This window comes from Spirillospora sp. NPDC052242, from assembly GCF_040679555.1.
Taxonomy (GTDB): Bacteria; Actinomycetota; Actinomycetes; order Streptosporangiales; family Streptosporangiaceae; genus Spirillospora.
Map to the genome: position 1 here is coordinate 1 of NZ_JBFAUZ010000056.1, position 15795 is coordinate 15795.

At 74.2% G+C, this 15795-nt stretch carries 13 protein-coding genes; 9 read left to right on the forward strand and 4 right to left on the reverse strand.

Annotated elements, in window-relative coordinates; translation table 11 throughout:
* Positions 1-107: 107 nt before the first annotated feature.
* Together AB0L25_RS34205 and AB0L25_RS34210 are read left to right on the forward strand one after the other, a co-directional pair.
* Positions 108-1235, forward strand: coding sequence for a hypothetical protein (locus AB0L25_RS34205; RefSeq protein ID WP_500176904.1), 1128 nt, complete (start codon positions 108-110; stop codon positions 1233-1235).
* 4 nt (positions 1236-1239) lie between these two features.
* On the forward strand, positions 1240-1863 hold the full coding sequence (locus AB0L25_RS34210) for a TetR/AcrR family transcriptional regulator (RefSeq protein ID WP_500176905.1): 624 nt from the start codon (positions 1240-1242) through the stop codon (positions 1861-1863).
* A gap of 77 nt (positions 1864-1940) precedes the next feature.
* On the opposite strand, the gene AB0L25_RS34215 is transcribed toward AB0L25_RS34210, so the two are convergent.
* A complete protein-coding gene (locus AB0L25_RS34215) occupies positions 1941-2444 on the reverse strand; it encodes a MarR family winged helix-turn-helix transcriptional regulator (protein ID WP_500176906.1) in 504 nt (167 codons plus the stop codon).
* 214 nt (positions 2445-2658) lie between these two features.
* Here AB0L25_RS34215 and AB0L25_RS34220 point away from each other — a divergent pair, with 214 nt between their 5' ends.
* A complete protein-coding gene (locus AB0L25_RS34220) occupies positions 2659-3372 on the forward strand; it encodes an ABC transporter ATP-binding protein (RefSeq protein ID WP_500176907.1) in 714 nt (237 codons plus the stop codon).
* Positions 3373-3374: 2 nt separating this feature from the next.
* A complete protein-coding gene (locus AB0L25_RS34225; RefSeq protein ID WP_500176908.1) occupies positions 3375-5972 on the forward strand; it encodes an FtsX-like permease family protein in 2598 nt (865 codons plus the stop codon).
* A 108-nt stretch (positions 5973-6080) separates the two neighbouring features.
* Here the strand turns inward: AB0L25_RS34225 and AB0L25_RS34230 are convergent, their stop codons facing one another.
* From AB0L25_RS34230 to AB0L25_RS34240, 3 genes are all read right to left on the reverse strand, one after another.
* Positions 6081-6797: a Crp/Fnr family transcriptional regulator gene (locus AB0L25_RS34230; RefSeq protein ID WP_500176909.1), complete on the reverse strand. Its 717-nt coding sequence runs from the start codon at positions 6795-6797 to the stop codon at positions 6081-6083.
* 341 nt (positions 6798-7138) lie between these two features.
* On the reverse strand, positions 7139-8056 hold the full coding sequence (locus AB0L25_RS34235; RefSeq protein WP_500176910.1) for a 5'-3' exonuclease: 918 nt from the start codon (positions 8054-8056) through the stop codon (positions 7139-7141).
* Positions 8057-8096: 40 nt separating this feature from the next.
* Entirely contained in the window at positions 8097-9020 is a 924-nt protein-coding gene (locus tag AB0L25_RS34240; protein WP_500176911.1) for a PP2C family protein-serine/threonine phosphatase, read from the reverse strand.
* A 236-nt stretch (positions 9021-9256) separates the two neighbouring features.
* On the opposite strand from AB0L25_RS34240, the gene AB0L25_RS34245 reads away from it, so the two are divergent.
* From AB0L25_RS34245 to AB0L25_RS34265, 5 genes are all read left to right on the forward strand, one after another.
* Positions 9257-10360: a M24 family metallopeptidase gene (locus AB0L25_RS34245; RefSeq protein WP_500176912.1), complete on the forward strand. Its 1104-nt coding sequence runs from the start codon at positions 9257-9259 to the stop codon at positions 10358-10360.
* 328 nt (positions 10361-10688) lie between these two features.
* On the forward strand, positions 10689-11921 hold the full coding sequence (locus AB0L25_RS34250; protein WP_500176913.1) for an ABC transporter ATP-binding protein: 1233 nt from the start codon (positions 10689-10691) through the stop codon (positions 11919-11921).
* Entirely contained in the window at positions 11918-13246 is a 1329-nt protein-coding gene (locus AB0L25_RS34255; protein ID WP_500176914.1) for an ABC transporter substrate-binding protein, read from the forward strand. Before AB0L25_RS34250 ends, AB0L25_RS34255 begins: the two co-directional genes overlap by 4 nt.
* Before the next feature lie 9 nt (positions 13247-13255).
* Complete coding sequence (locus AB0L25_RS34260) at positions 13256-14662, forward strand: carbohydrate ABC transporter permease (RefSeq protein ID WP_500176915.1); 1407 nt, start codon at positions 13256-13258, stop codon at positions 14660-14662.
* Positions 14659-15720, forward strand: coding sequence for a carbohydrate ABC transporter permease (locus AB0L25_RS34265; RefSeq protein ID WP_500176916.1), 1062 nt, complete (start codon positions 14659-14661; stop codon positions 15718-15720). Before AB0L25_RS34260 ends, AB0L25_RS34265 begins: the two co-directional genes overlap by 4 nt.
* Positions 15721-15795: the final 75 nt, after the last annotated feature.

The window sequence follows — 15795 nt, forward strand, 5'->3', positions numbered from 1 at the left end:
TCCGGTGCCTCAAACGCTACGTCGCACGCGAGCTCTTCCAGATCATCACCGCTCACGATCTCGAACTCGCCGCTTGACATCCATAAGAGCATCCCGAGGAGCCACGCATGGACTACACCTGCGGCACCGCGGCCGAGCGCCTCGCGGAGGGACTCGGCTTCTCCTGCCACGACACCGAACCGGTGGTCGATCTGCGCAACCCGTTCGGCCTCGAGAGCGGCACGATGCCGGTCCTGGAACTGCTCGTCATCGGCGGCGCGGTGTTCGCGCTCGTCCACGCGTGGCGGCGGTGGCGGCGCGACGGCGACCCGGCCAACATCGCGCTGTGGTTCGCGTCGGTCGTCTACCTGGCCGTGATCGAGCCGCCGCTCTACTTCCCGGAGTGGTTCGGCCTGGAGGGGCACGTCGGGTTCATCTTCTCCCACAACGTGTTCACCGTGCAGTTCATGTTCGACCGGCTGCCGCTCTACATCGTGGCCTTCTACCCGGCGCTGTCGCAGCTCGCCTACGAGCTGGTCCGCGTCCTGGGCGTCTTCGCGCGGCGCGGCCCGCTGGCCGGCTCGGTGGCGGTCGCGTTCGCCTGCCAGGTCTTCTACGAGATCTTCGACCATCTCGGGCCGCAGCTGAAGTGGTGGGCGTGGAACACCGAGAACGAGACGATCAACCAGCCGGCGCTGGCCTCGGTCCCGATGAACAGCATGCTCCTGTTCGCCTCGGTGTCCTTCGGCGCGATGACGTACCTCGTCGTCCGGCTGACCGGCGGGAAGGACGGCCCGCGCACGCTCACCGGCCCCGGGATCGGCTGGCGCGCCGCCGTCGCGGGCGCCGCGACCCCGCTGGCGATAATCATCGTGAGCGCGCCGAGCGGCGCCTTCCGCGGCGAGGAGCAGCTCGGGATCCAGCGGGCCGTTCTCGGTGCCGAACTCGCCGTGGTCTGGATCGCCGGCCTGCTGCTGCTCGCGGACGCCTGGCGCGCGACGCGCGCCGAGCCGTCCCCGGCGGCGTCGCCGCTGTTCGCGCGGATCTACCCGGCGCTGTACCTCGGCGTCCACGTCGTCCTGTGGCTGCTCGCACTGCCGGCATACTTCGCGGCGACGGACGGCGTCACCGAGCAGGGCACGCCGATCGGCAGCCTCTGGTACGTCGTGCCGTGCATCGCCGCCGCGACGGCGTTCATCGCGGCCGCGTCCCGCGCGGCCGGCGCACGGAGGACGGCCGAGCCTGTGCGATCCTAGGGCCATGGGGCACCACGGCTGGGGAGGGCGGCCACCCGCGTCGGACGCCGAGGCCCGGCAGCGCATCGTCGACGCGACCGTCCGGTGCATCGAGCGGCACGGTGTCACGAAGACGACCCTGTCCGACGTCGCGAACGAGCTCGGCGTCACCCGCCAGACCGTCTACCGCCACTTCGGCCGCATCAGCGACATCATCGCCGAGGTGGCGGCCCAGGGCGCCGAGTCGTTCGTCGACCGGCTGATCGCCCACCTCCAGGGCGTCACCGACCCGGCCGAGGCCGTCGTCGAGGGCATGGTCTTCTGCGTGCGGACCATCCCCGCCGACCCGCGCCTCAGCCTCCTGCTGCGGCTCGGTGACGCGAGCGCCTTCGGCCGCGGCGCCACGACCGCGGACACCATCGCCTACGGCGCGAAGATGCTGCAGCGCTACCCCGTCGACTGGGCGGCCGCCGGAATCGGGAACGACGACCTCGACGGCCTGGCCGAGATCATCATGCGGCTCCTGACGTCGCTGCTGCAGCACCCGGGCGAGCCCCCGCACGACGAGGCATGGCTCCGCGCCATGCTCGAGCGCTGGCTGGCCCCCGCGCTGTCCCTGCCCGCGGCCTCCGTGCACGGCCGTCCCTGAGCGGGCTCTTCGGCGAGCGGCCGCACCGTCCGGACGGCGGCAGCACGGGCGCTTGGTGCGCGGGCCGGTATCGGTGATCAGCGCGGGCCGGGTCCAGGTCCGTCCGCACCGGGGGAGGCCGCGGGCTCGGCGAGGCGGCGCAGCAGGTCGACGAGCCGGCGGCGCTCGGGACCGGTGAACCCGCCGAAGATCTCGTCGCCCGCCTCCTGCGCGATCCGCCGCGCCTCCGCCAGCGTCTCCTCGCCCCGCGGCGTCAGGACGATCGAATAGGCGCGCCGGTCCTGCGGGGTCCGCTCGCGGGAGACCAGCCCGCCGTCCTCCAGTTCGTCGACGAGCCGGACCATCGTGGACTTGTCGATGCCGATGCGGTCGATCAGGTCGCGCTGGCTGACCGGGCCGTACATCGGCAGCGCGAGGAGCACGCAGAGCCCGCGGACGTTCACGCCCAGCGGGCGCAGCGCGCCGTTGAGCCGTTCCCGGCTCCGGTTGTGGGCCTCGGCCAGCAGCATGCCGAGCCCCACGTGGTCGGCGGCGGGGCCGCCCTCGCCGGACAGGAGGCGTTCGAGCAGGTCGTCGAGCATGGTCCCAGTCTAGGACCACTTGATATAATCTCATATGAGATTATCTCTTGTGATTCACCGCTGGACGACCGACCGGAGGAGACACATGCCCGAGCCGACCCGCCGACGAGCACCGCTCCGTCGTCCAGGACGACCGGCCGCGCCCGTCCCGTCCCCGCATGCGGGGACGGCGAGGAACGCGGGGCCGCCCGAGGCGCACGCCGGGGAGCGGGCCATGGTCGCCACCGGCGTCGTCAAGACCTACGGGACCGGGGACGGCGCGGTGCACGCGCTGCGCGGGGTGTCGGCGGCGTTCGCGCGCGGGCGGTTCACCGCGATCATGGGGCCGTCCGGGTCGGGCAAGTCGACGTTCCTGCACTGCCTGGCCGGCCTGGACACCGTGACGTCCGGCACCGTCGTGATCGGCGCGGTCGACATCACCGGCCTGTCGCGCACCCGGCTCGCCGAGCTGCGCCGCGACCGGCTGGGTTTCGTCTTCCAGTCGTTCAACCTGCTGCCCGTGCTGACCGCCGAGGAGAACATCCGGCTCACCGGACGGCTGGCGGGCCGCCGCGCGGACGAACGCTGGTTCGGCACGATCGTGGACGCGCTCGGGCTGCGCGGGCGCCTCGGCCACCGTCCCTCGGAACTGTCCGGCGGGCAGCGGCAGCGGGTCGCCGTGGCGCGTGCCCTGCTGACCCGGCCGGAGGTGCTGTTCGCCGACGAGCCGACCGGCAACCTCGACTCCCGCTCCGCCGCCGAGGTGCTCGGCTTCCTGCGGACGGCCGTCGACGCCCACGGGCAGACGGTGGTCATGGTGACGCACGATCCGGCCGCCGCCGCCCGCGCCGACCGGGTGCTGTTCCTCGCCGACGGGACGATCGTGGACGACCTCGCCGCGCCCACCGTCGACGCCGTGCACGCCATCATGCGGAAGACGGAGGGCTGACCGTGGGGAACGCCCTGTGGCTCATCGCGCGCCGCTCGTTCGCCGACGGGTGGCCCCGGCTGACCGCCACGCTGCTGGCGGCGCTCGGCTCGGTCGCGCTCATCGCCGGGTCGCTGCAGTTCGCGCTGCGCGCGCAGGAGGCGGTGTCGAGCGCCGACGCGAGCGAGTACTTCCGCGCGGACGTCCTCGTCCGGGGCGGCACGGACGTCCCGGACGACCCGGACGCGCCGCCCGACGGCCGGATCCGGCTGGACCGGGTCGCGTCCCGGCCGGGCGTCGCGGCGGTCGCCGGGGACGCCGCGGTGGCGGTGACGGCGTCCGGGCCCGGCGGGCGGGCGATCACGGCGCCGGCCGAGGGCGGCACGCTGCTGCGCCCCTGGGTGCCCGACCCGCGGCTGAACCCGTACCGGCTGGAGGCGGGCCGCGCCCCGGCCGCCGACGGCGAGGTGGCGGTGGTCGGGCACATGGCGCGCGCCGGGGACCTGCGCGTCGGGGACACGCTGACGCTGACGCTGCCCCGCGAGACGCGCCGGGCGACGGTCACCGGGGTCGTGAGCGTCCAGGGCCGGGGCGCGGTCGCCGCCGGCGACCTGGTGCTGGCGCCGCCCGAGACCGTGCGGCGCGCCGCGATGCTCCCGGCGGGCGTCTGGCGGACCGTCTGGGCGAAGGCCGCCCCGGGGACGTCCGCCGAGCGGCTGCGCGCCGAGCTGGCCCGGGACCTGCGCGGGACGGCGACCGTCCGGACCGCGGAGTCGGTGCGGGACGCGCAGGCCGCCGCCGCGGCGGGCGAGGGTGCGTCGATCGCCGGGGTCGTCGGCATGCTCGCCGCGGTGGCGATCTTCGTCGGCCTGTTCGTGGTGGCCAACACCTTCGGCACGCTGGTGCGGCAGCGGACCCGGCGGCTGGCGCTGCTCGGGGCGATCGGCGCGACGCCGCGGCAGATCCACCGGCTGATCCGCCTGGAGGCGCTGGTGCTGGGCGTGCTCGCCGCGGCGGGCGGCGTGGCCGCCGGCCACCCGCTGTCCGCCCTGATCACCCGGTCGTTCGCGCGGGACGGCTTCGACGTCTCCGCCGCGGGCCCCCAGATCGGCTGGGTCGCGTCGGCGGTCCCGGCCGCGGCCGGCATCGTCGTCACCCAGCTGGCGGCGTGGCGGGCGGCCCGCCGCGCCGCGGACGTCTCGCCCGTCCAGGCGTTGCGGAGCAGCGTCGCCGAGACTCCGGGACGCCGGTGGCCGCGGCTGCTGGGCGCGTCCGCGCTCCTCGCCGGCGCGTGCTTCTGGTGGGCGGTCGCGGTGGCCGTCCGCGCGGGCGATCCGCCCGGACAGGACCGGACGTTCGGCGTCGCGCTGATGGTCCTGTTCGGCTCGATGCTCGCCGTGACGGCGCTGGCCGTCCTCACGCCGTTCTTCGTCGCGCCCCTGGGCGGGCTCGTCGGCCGGCTCGGCACCCTGATCGGTGGGGAGACGGGCCGCCTGGCGCACGCCACCATCACCCGCAGCCCGCGCCGGGTCTCCTCCGCCGCCTCGTCGCTGATGCTGGGCGTCGCGCTGGTCGCCTCCGTGGCGCTGGTCACGGCGTCGGTCGACGACCGGTTCCGGGAGGCGGGACGGGACGTCATGGCGGCCGAGCACGCGATCGCCGCGACCGCCAAGACGGCCGAGGGGGCGCCCGCGCCGCTGTCCCGCGACGTGGCCGCCCTCGCGGCGGGCGCGCCCGGGGTGTCGCGGGCCGTGGCCCTCACCCAGACCGAGGTCGCGCTGGTGTCGCCGCGGGTCGGCGCCGAACGGGACGAGGAGCCCGAGCCGTCCGCCCTCCTCGTCAGCGGCGCCGAGCAGACCGGGCTGCGCGACGTCCTGCGGCTCGGCGGACGTCCGCCCGCGCTCCGTCCCGGGGAGATCGCGCTGGCCTCGGCCGTCATGGAGCAGCGGGGGCTCCGGCGCGGGCAGGAGATCGTCGTGCGCGGAGCCGGGGGCCGGGTCGCGCTCACGGTCGCGGCCGCCTACCACGACCCCTCGCACCTGTTCGCCGACCAGGCGCTGGTGGCGTCCGCGACGATGGACCGGCTCGACGCCAACGCCGCGACCCGGGCGGTCCTGGTGCGGGGCGGCTCCCCGGACGCGCTGGCCCGCGCCGTCGCGGCGGTGCCGGGGGCGCGCGTCCTCGGCCGCGACGCGTACGTGGACGCGGCGTCGGACTCGCTCACCCGGCCGCTGCGGGCGACGTACGGTTTCGTGGGCATGGCGCTGCTGCTGGCGCTGTTCGGCATGGCGACCACGGTGTCGCTGGGCGTCGCCGAACGCACCCGGGAGTTCGGGCTGCTGGGCGCCGTGGGCGCCACCACGAGGCAGATCCGCTCGATGGTCCGCTGGGAGGCGGCCACGGTCGTCGCCCTCGGCACGGCGCTCGGCCTCGCGATCGCGACGGGAACGTCGGCGCTGCTGCACGTGACGACCGGCAGTTCGTTCCTGCGCCCGGACCCGCCGTGGTGGCTGTTCCCGCTGGTCGCGGCCGGTGCGGCGGCCGCGACCCTGGCGACGTCCGTGCTGCCCGCGCGCCGCGCCGCGGCCGTACCCGTCCTGGAGGCCGCCAACACCGAGTGAGCGATGGCGCAACGAGACATCGCCCGCCCGGCGACGCGACGACGCGATGAACCGGATCTTTAGTGATCTACAACGTAAAGGCAGCGGGTGGAGTGTCGGCAGCGGCCGTCAATCCAGTGCGTTCTCGGCGAAGGTCCGGAGCGCCTCGGGGTCCCGGACGGTGATGCGGCGGCGGGCCGTCCGGACGAGGCCGGCCCCGCGGAGGACGGCGAGGGCCCGCGCGACCGTCTCGCGGGAGGCGTCGATGCAGCTGCCCAGCTCGCCCTGGGAGAGCGGCGGGGCGATCTCGATCCCGCCGCCCGCCGCGGGCGGCACGTGCCGGGCGGACAGGTCGGCGAGGTCGGCCAGCAGCAGCGCGAGCCGCCGGGCGCCCTGGGCGGACACCGTCGCCTGCAGGCGGCGGTCGGCGTCGTCGAGGCGCCGCACGAACGTCCCGCTGACCAGCAGCCACATCCCGGGATGGGCGTCCAGGAACGCGGTGAAGCGCGCCGCCGGGACGATGAGCGCCCGCACCGCGTTGAGCGCGGTGACGGTGGCCGACCGCTGCCGGCTGCCGAGCACGGCGCTCTCGCACACCAGGTCGCCCGGCCCGCGCACGGCCAGGACGATCTCGCGGCCGTCCTCGGTCGCCGACGCGACCTTCGCCCAGCCGTCCTCGATCACGATGATGTGGTCGGAGTCCTCGCCCTGGTAGCACAGCGGGGCCCGGGCCGGATAGGAGCGGGGACGGCCCGCCCGTCGCAGCGCCGTCCGCTGCGCGCCGTCGAGGTCCTCCCAGAAGCCGTCGCCCGCGCTCCGCGCCGCGCGGGCCGTCGCCGGGCTCACCGGAGTTCCCCTTCCGCACCCGCGACGCGCCCCGGGGGCGCGGCCGGGCGGACGCGTGAACCGGCACCCGCGGCAATGGGGGGAGTGGGGCGGTGAGGCCCAGAGCCCCGGGTGCCGGTCCGTTCATGCCGCCGACGCGGCCGGGCGGGGGTCACGACCGGCCTCGCGGCGCTGTGCGTGCTGCATGCATGTGCCAAGGAAAGCCCCTTACCGTTCCCGATGCTGCACCCGCGGGCACGGCCGGTCTGCGTCATCTGACACTTTCGGTGCAACTTGTAGTCCGGATTGCGCCGACGGTGCCGCGCGCGGCCGTGCGGAGAGGATCGTGCGGAGCGGGCAGATCAGCGCGCCAGGGCGTTCAGCAGCCGGTTCACCGGGCTCGAGAGGTTCCACCGGTCCGCCAGCTCCACCAGCGCTTCCGGGTCCCGCGCGCCCGCGGGCAGGCGGTCGTCCAGCGCGGCCAGCTCCGGCGCCTCGATGTCGGTGACGACGCGGACGACGGTCTCGGCCGACGCGAGGTAGTCGCGGGCGGCGTCGATCCGCTTGCGCGCGCCCGCCGGGAAGCCCTCGTCGCCCCCGTCGAGCGCCGCGAGGATGCCCTCGACCGAGCCGAACCGGGTGACCAGCGCCGCCGCCGTCTTGTCGCCGACCCCCGGGACGCCCGGCAGCCCGTCGCTGGGATCGCCGCGCAGCGTCGCGTAGTCGGCGTAGCCGCGGCCCGGGATGCCGTACTTCTCCGCGACCTCCTTCTCGCCCATCACCTGCAGGTTCCGGACGCCCCGCGCGGTGTAGAGCACGGAGACGGGGCCGCGGTCGTCGACGAGCTGGAACAGGTCGCGGTCGCCGGTCACGATGTCGACGGGCCCGTCGGCGGCGCCGCGCACCGCGAGGGTGCCGATGACGTCGTCGGCCTCGAACCCGGGGACGCCGGCGCGGGCCAGCCCGAACGCGTCGAGCACGGCGTCGATGATCGGCAGCTGCGCGGAGAGCGGGTCGGGCGTCTGGTCGCCGCCGTCCTCGGCGACCCGGTGCGCCTTGTAGGACGGCAGCGCCGCCACCCGGAACGCGGGCCGCCAGTCGGCGTCCATGCAGCAGACGAGCCGGTCGGGGGAGCGGTCCTGGACGAGCCGTGCGATCATGTCGACGAGCCCCCGCACGGCGTTCACCGGCGTCCCGTCCGGCGCCGTGACCGACTCGGGCACGCCGAAGAAGGCGCGGAAGTACAGCGACGGCGTGTCCAGCAGCATCAGCCCGCTCATGCGCACATCCTTCCACGCGGGTCCGACGCTCCGTGTTCTCTCACGTCACCCGCGCGGCGAGGAGGCAGATGTCGTCGTCGGGGTTCGCGGCGCCCAGCGACCGCAGGACGTGGTCGACGACGGCGTCCGGCGGGGCGGCGTGCCGTTCCGCGGCGGCCGCGCACAGCATCGCCGGCCCGTCGGCGGGCTCCCGGCCGCGCCGCGCGACGAGGCCGTCGGTGTAGAGGAGCAGCAGGTCGTCGCGGCGGAGGCGGATCTCGGCGTCGGCGGGGCGGGGCGCGCCCGGGACGCCGAGCAGCACGCCGCCGGGCGCGTCCAGCGGGCGGGCGCGGCGGCCGCGCAGCAGGACCGGCGGCGGATGCCCGGCCCGCGCCCAGGTGAGCAGCCGCGGACCGGGACGGTACCGGGCGGCGACGACGCTCGCCGTGCGCGGGTCCGCGGCGCCGGGGGCGTCGGCCGGTCCCGCCAGGGTCTCGTTGAGCAGGCCGAGCAGCGCGCCGGGGGACGCGCCGGTGCGGGCGAGGCCGCCGAGGGCGCCGCGCAGCCGGGCCATCTCGGCGGCGGCGGCCGGGCCGTGCCCCGACACGTCCCCGACGGCGAGCAGCACCTCGTCCGGGGCGATCGGCGCCGCCTCGTACCAGTCGCCGCCGACCCGGGTCTCGTCGCGCGCGGGCAGGTAGCGGACGGCGACGCGCAGGCCGGGCAGGTCGCGGACGCCGCGGGGCAGCGGCAGCACCGCGCGCTGCAGCTCGACGGCGACCCGGCGCTCCCCGGCGGCCCGCCGGCGCCGCCGGTCGGCGGCGGCCGCCTCCCCGGCGGCGAGCGCGGCGGCCCGTGCGGCCCGGAGCCGTTCGGCGCGCTCCTCGGCCCGTGACTCGGCCCGTGCCTCGGCCCGCGCGTCCGGTCTCGCGTCGGTCCGGCCCGCCGCCCGCCCGGCGGCGCGGCCGGTCTCCCTCGCGGGCACCCGGTCAGCCGCCGTGCCGGCGGGGCGGCCCGGGGCGGCGTCGTCCGCCGGTTCTTGCGATGCTGGGGACGTATCCGAGGCGGCTAATCCTGTGTCGGAGCACATGCAGAATGTAACAGGACCAGGTCACAGGGGAGGAGGAAGCGGCGATCGCGCATCGCCGGGGACGTCCCGCGAGGCGGGCGTCCCGGCGGACGCGCGCGCCGCTGCCCGCGAAGATGGAGACGGATGTGACGATGGAGTTGTATCCGCGCGAGCGGCTCGGCCGTGTTCAGGAGGCGACGGCCGGTGCGGGGCTGGGGGCGGTACTGCTGACCCCGGGCCCCGACCTGCGCTACGTCACCGGCTACGACGCGCTGCCGCTCGAACGGCTCACGTGCCTGGTGGTGCCCGCGTCGGGCGACGCGTTCATGATGGTCCCGCGGCTGGAGCTGCCCGCCGCGCAGGAGTCGCCCGCCGGCGATCTCGGGATCGAGTTCGTGCCGTGGGACGAGACCGACGACCCGTTCGCGCTCGCCGCGGCCCGGCTGCCGCGGGACGTCGCGCGGATCGGGGTCGCCGACCGGATGTGGGCGGTCATGGCGCTGCGGTTCCGGGCGGCGCTGCCGGGCGCCGAGCAGGTCGCGGCGGGGTCGGTGCTGCGGGAGCTGCGCATGCGCAAGAGCGCGGCCGAGGTGGCGGCGCTGCGCGAGGCGGGCGCCGCGATCGACCGGGTGCACCGCCGGGTGCCGGAGTTCCTGCATCCCGGGCGCACCGAGCGCGAGGTGGGCCGCGACATCGCGGACGCCATCATCGCCGAGGGGCACGAGAGGGTCGACTTCGTGATCGTCGGGTCGGGCCCGAACGGCGCCAACCCGCACGCCGAGCTGTCGGACCGGGAGATCCGGCCCGGCGAGCCGATCGTGGTCGACATCGGCGGCACGATGCCGTCCGGCTACTGCTCCGACTCCACCCGCAACTACTGCGTGGGTGAGCCGCCCGCCGATTACCGCGCCTACTACGCGGTGCTGGAGGAGGCGCAGCGCGCGTCGTGCGAGGCCGTCCGGCCCGGGGCGACGCCGGAGGCGGTGGACGCGGCGGGCCGCGACGTCATCGCGGCGGCGGGCCACGGCGAGCACTTCTTCCACCGGACCGGGCACGGCATCGGCCTGGAGTCGCACGAGGAGCCGTACATCGTCGCGGGCAACACCGAGCCGCTGGAGCCCGGGATGGCGTTCTCCATCGAGCCCGGCATCTACCCCGGGCCGCACGGCGCCCGCATCGAGGACATCGTCGTGTGCACCGAGGACGGGTACGAGCCGATGAACGTGACCGGGCGCGGACTCGTGATCGTCGGCTGACGCACCGCCTGATCAGGCGATTCGGGTAAGACCGGTTTTCCGATCGGCAACCGGGGGAGGGCGGGACGTTTTCGTCCCGCCCTCCCGGCATTTCGGACGTCCAATGAATGGCGCGGCCGAGACGCCCATCAACGGCCGGGATCGCGACGATAACGATCTCTGCACCAAATGCGTTCCCCGGCACACCGCGTATTGCGGTGGGGGCGTTCCGCGATGTACCACCTTGTTTCAAGTTACGCCGGGGTAGTGACCGTTTCTCCCGCGTTGCGTCCGGGCTTCCACCTGCCCGGACGCGCCGGGAACCCGTGCCGGAAGAAGAGGAGACGCCGTGGCAGAGGTCGACCTGACCAGCGTCGGGAAGGTCTATCCCGACGGCACGCGGGCCGTGACCGACCTGAACCTCCACATCGCCGACGGGGAGTTCCTCGTCCTGGTCGGCCCCTCCGGCTGCGGCAAGACGACCGCGCTGCGGATGGTCGCCGGCCTCGAGGACATCTCCGAGGGCGAGGTCACCATCGGCGGCCGCGTCGTCAACCGAGTGCCGGCCCGCGACCGCGACGTCGCGATGGTGTTCCAGAGCTACGCCCTGTACCCGCACCTGTCGGTCCGCGACAACATCGGCTTCGGCCTGTCGCTGCGCAAGCTGCCGAAGGCCGAGATCCGCGAGAAGGTCGACCGGGCCGCCGAGATCCTCGGCCTCACCGAGCATCTGGGCCGCAAGCCCCGCAACCTGTCGGGCGGCCAGCGGCAGCGCGTCGCGATGGGCCGCGCGATCGTCCGCGAGCCGCAGGCGTTCCTGATGGACGAGCCGCTGTCGAACCTCGACGCGAAGCTGCGCGTGCAGATGCGCGCCGAGATCGCCCGCCTGCAGCGCGACCTCGGCGTCACCACCATCTACGTCACGCACGACCAGACCGAGGCGATGACGCTCGGCGACCGGGTCGCGGTCATGAAGAAGGGCGAGCTGCAGCAGGTCGCGCCGCCCCAGGAGCTCTACGACCGGCCCGCGAACCTCTTCGTCGCCGGCTTCATCGGATCGCCGGCCATGAACCTGCTCAAGGGCGCCCTCACCGGGGACGCGGAGAACCCGCGCCTGGAGATCGGCGCCCGGACGCTGACGCTGCCGCCCGCGGTGCTGACCGAGCGCCCGGCCCTGGCGTCCTACCTGGGGCGCGACGTCGTCGTCGGCGTCCGCCCCGAGGACATGGAGGACGCCGAGCTCGCCGAGGCCCCCGAGGGGACCCGGCTGGAGGCCGCCGCCGACCTGGTGGAGGCGATGGGCTCGGACGTGCTCGTCCACTTCGCGGTCGAGGCGGCGCCGGTCGTCACCGAGGACACCAAGGAGCTCGCCCGCGACGCGGGAGCCGACGTGCCGGGCGGCGCGCGCGAGGAGCGCACGAACATCGTCGCCCGGTTCAGCCCCCGCACCCGCGTGAAGGCGGGCGACCCGGTGACGATCCGCGTCGACACCGGGCGCCTGCACTTCTTCGATATCGAGTCCGGCGCGTCGATCTGGGGAGCAGACGGCGCGGCCGGTCCGCTCAGGAAGGATGAGGGATGAGGGTCTCATGGTTCGGCCGCCGGGCGTTCGGCGCGGCCGTCGCGGCGGGGATGCTGGTGTCGTCCGCCGCGGCGTGCGGCGGGGACGACGGCGGCGGTGAGGGCGACGGCGGCGGCGACGGCCCGCTGAAGGGCGTCACGGTCGAGGTCGCGGCGAAGTGGACGGGCCCGGAAGAGGAGAACTTCCGCAAGGTCCTCGACGCGTTCGAGAAGCAGAGCGGCGCGACCGTCAACTACGCCTCCACCGGCGAGAACACCGACGCCTACCTCGGTCCGCGGCTGTCGGCCGGCAACCCGCCGGACGTGGCGATCCTGCCGCAGCCGGGCCTGATGCGGCAGTACGCCGGGGACGGCAAGCTCAAGCCGCTCGGCGCCGACGTCGTCGCGGAGGTCGAGAAGAACTTCGAGCCGTACTGGAAGGAGCTCGGCTCCAGCGACGGCAAGACCTACGGCGTGATGATCAAGGCCGCCTACAAGTCGATCATCTGGTACTCGCCGGAGGCGTTCTCCACCGCGGGCGTCCAGCCCCCCAAGACGTTCGACGAGCTGGCGCAGGCGTCCACGACCCTGCTGAACTCCGGCACCACCCCGTTCACGCTGGCCGCCGGGCCGCAGGACTCCTGGACGCTCACCGACTGGTTCGAGAACGTCTACCTGTCGCAGGCCGGGCCGGAGAACTACGACAAGCTCGCCGAGCACGAGCTCAAGTGGACCGACAAGACCGTCGCGGACGCACTGACGACGCTCGCGAAGATCTGGGGCAAGCCCGACTTCCTCAACGGCGGCGTCGCCACCGCCACCAAGACCAAGTTCGACGAGTCGGTCACGCAGGTCTTCGGCGAGCAGAAGGGCGCCATGGTGTACGGCGGCGACTTCGCCGCCGCCAACATCGGCACCACCGAGGCCAAGGTCGGCACGGACGCCAAGGTGTTCCCGTTCCCGCAGGCCGGGGACACCGCGCCGGCGATCCTCGGCGGTGACGTCGCCGTCGCGCTGACCGCCGACAAGGGCACCCAGGAGCTGATGAAGTTCCTCGCCTCGCCCGAGGCGGGCAAGACCTGGGCCGGGCTCGGCGGCTACCTCACCCCGAACAAGAACGTGCCGCCGGACGCCTACTCCGACCCGATCGCCAAGCAGCTCATCCAGCAGCTCCAGGCCGCCGGCGACGCCGCCCGCTACGACATGTCCGACCTGACGCCGGCCGCGTTCGGCGCGACCCCGGGCGACGGCATGTGGGAGGCGCTGCGCCAGTTCGTGCAGAAGCCGACCGACGTCGAGGGGACGCAGGAGCGGCTGGAGTCCGCGGCCGCCGAGGCGTACAAGTAAGGGACCCCGATGAAGGCTCCGAAAGACGGGACGCCGCCGGCCGTGACGGCCGGCGGCGCCGCCGCCGTGGACGGCGGTGCCGGCGCGGCGGGCACGGGTGCGGGCAGCGCGCCGCCCCGCCGCGGGGGACGCGAGCGCCTGACGCCGCCGTCGTGGCTGGCGCTGCTGTTCCTGCTGCCGGCGCTGCTGCTGCTCGGCTTCCTCGTGGTGTACCCGATCGTCTACTCGGTGATCCGCAGTTTCTTCGACGCCGCGGGCGACTTCGCCGGCATCGACAACTACACCGGGGTCTTCCAGGGGCGCGACAACCTCGTCGCGGTCCGCAACACCGCGATCTGGGTGGTGGTGGCGCCGACGATCGTCACCATCGTCGGCCTGGTGTTCGCCGTCCTCACCGAGCGGATCCGGTGGGCGACGGCGTTCAAGCTCGTGGTGTTCATGCCGATGGCGATCTCGTTCCTCGCGTCCGGCGTGATCTTCCGGCTGGTGTACCAGCAGGACCCCGACAAGGGCATCGCCAACGCCGCGATGGTCGCCGTGCACGACATGTTCAGCACCGACCGCACCTACCCGGGGGCCGGTCCCCGGACCGCCGGCGACCAGCCGGTGCGCGAGGACGGCGGCGCCGTCGTCACCGCGCGGCCGGTGTCGGCGGGGCAGACCGCGGTCCTGCCGCTGGTGAAGGTCAAGCCGGAGTACCTGCCGGACACGGCGGAGCCCGCGGCGGCCCCGCCGCGGGCGGGCTCCGGTGAGATCACCGGCGCGGTGTGGTTCGACTTCACCCGGGGCGGGGGCGGCACGCTCAACCAGCCGAACCAGGGCGAGAGCGGGCTGCCGGGCGTCCGGGTCGAGGCGGTCCGCGGCGGCGAGGTGGTGGCGACCGCGACCACCCGCCCGGACGGGACGTTCACGCTGGAGGACGTCGGGTCCGGGCAGGTCACGATCCGATTGCCGCAGGGCAACTTCACCGAGGCGTACCGCGGCGCCGAATGGCTCGGGAGCACCCTCATCACGCCCGCGATCATCGGCGCGTACCTGTGGGTGTGGGCCGGGTTCGCGATGGTGCTGATCGCGGCCGGGCTCGCGGCCATCCCGCGGGACGCGCTCGAGGCGGCCCGGGTGGACGGCGCGACCGAGTGGCAGGTGTTCCGGCGGGTGACGATCCCGCTGCTGGCGCCCGTCCTGATGGTCGTGTTGGTGACGCTGGTCATCAACGTCCTGAAGGTCTTCGACCTCGTCTACATCATCGGCGGCGGAGATCCGGACGCCAGCGTGCTGGCGCTGGAGATGTGGACCGAGTCGTTCGGCGGCGGCAACGACCAGGGAGCCGGCAGCGCGATCGCGGTGCTGCTGTTCCTGCTGGTGCTGCCCGCCATGCTGTTCAACATCCGGCGAATGCGGCAGGAGCGGAAATGAGCACCGCGGACGGCACGGAACGGTCCGCTTCGGACGAGACTCCTCCGGAGGAGACGGCCGTGGACGGGAAGGCCGCGGCCGTGGACACGGGCGAGAAGGGCACGGGGGAGAAGGGCACCGGGGAGAAGGGCACGGGGGAGAAGGGCGCAGCGAAGACGGCCCCGCCGGGCGGCGGTGCGTCGGGCGCCCCGCGCCGGGGCGTCGCGGCCCGCATCGTCGGGAAGGTCGGCGGCGGGGCGGCGCAGGCGCTGCTCGTGCTCATCGCGCTCTTCTGGCTGGTGCCGACGCTCGGGCTGCTCGTCGCGTCGCTGCGCTCCACCGAGGACAACACCGCGGACGGCTGGTGGAACGTGTTCACCGAACCGTCCCAGCTGACGTTCGACGCCTACTCCTCGCTGCTCGGACGGGACGACTTCGTCGACTCGTTCTGGAACACGATGCTGATCACCGTCCCGGCCACCGTGCTGGTCGTGGTGATCGCCGCGCTCGCCGGGTACGCGTTCGCGTGGATGGAGTTCCCCGGCCGGGACTGGCTGTTCCTTCTGGTGGTGGCGCTGCTGGTGGTGCCGGTGCAGGTCGCGCTGATCCCGGTGGCGAAGCTGTACGGCGCCATCGAGTTCGGCGGGTTCCAGATGTTCGGCTCGATCACCGGCGTGGTGCTGTTCCACGTGGCGTTCGGGTTGCCGTTCGCCATTTTCCTGCTGCGCAATTTCTTCGCGGCGATCCCGCGGGATCTGCTCGAGGCGGCGCGGATGGACGGCGGCTCGGAGTGGACGATCTTCCGGCGGGTGATCTTCCCGCTGGGCGGTCCCGCGATCGCCTCGCTCGGCATTTTCCAGTTCCTGTGGGTGTGGAACGACCTGCTGGTGGCGCTGGTGTTCGCCGACACGGAGGCGCAGCCGATGACGAAGTGGCTGCAGTCGCAGATGCGGCAGTTCACCGGCAACATCGACATTCTGGCGCCGGGGGCGTTCCTGTCGCTGATCGTCCCGCTGGTGGTGTTCTTCGCGTTCCAGCGGTACTTCGTGCAGGGAGTGCTGGCCGGCTCGGTGAAGTGAGCCTGGTGAAGTGAACACGGTGATGTGAGCCGGACCGGGCGGTGCCCGGACCGACGGCGATGCCCGCGACCCCTT

What these genes read in the sequence shown, in the direction of transcription:
- AB0L25_RS34215 (WP_500176906.1), bottom strand. Translation starts at nt 2,444, where the DNA reads ATGCTCGACGACCTGCTCGAACGCCTCCTGTCCGGCGAGGGCGGCCCC.
- AB0L25_RS34235 (WP_500176910.1), bottom strand. Translation starts at nt 8,056, where the DNA reads ATGAGCGGGCTGATGCTGCTGGACACGCCGTCGCTGTACTTCCGCGCC.
- AB0L25_RS34220 (WP_500176907.1), top strand. Translation starts at nt 2,659, where the DNA reads ATGGTCGCCACCGGCGTCGTCAAGACCTACGGGACCGGGGACGGCGCG.
- AB0L25_RS34245 (WP_500176912.1), top strand. Translation starts at nt 9,257, where the DNA reads ATGGAGTTGTATCCGCGCGAGCGGCTCGGCCGTGTTCAGGAGGCGACG.
- AB0L25_RS34205 (WP_500176904.1), top strand. Translation starts at nt 108, where the DNA reads ATGGACTACACCTGCGGCACCGCGGCCGAGCGCCTCGCGGAGGGACTC.
- AB0L25_RS34210 (WP_500176905.1), top strand. Translation starts at nt 1,240, where the DNA reads ATGGGGCACCACGGCTGGGGAGGGCGGCCACCCGCGTCGGACGCCGAG.
- AB0L25_RS34260 (WP_500176915.1), top strand. Translation starts at nt 13,256, where the DNA reads ATGAAGGCTCCGAAAGACGGGACGCCGCCGGCCGTGACGGCCGGCGGC.
- AB0L25_RS34255 (WP_500176914.1), top strand. Translation starts at nt 11,918, where the DNA reads ATGAGGGTCTCATGGTTCGGCCGCCGGGCGTTCGGCGCGGCCGTCGCG.
- AB0L25_RS34265 (WP_500176916.1), top strand. Translation starts at nt 14,659, where the DNA reads ATGAGCACCGCGGACGGCACGGAACGGTCCGCTTCGGACGAGACTCCT.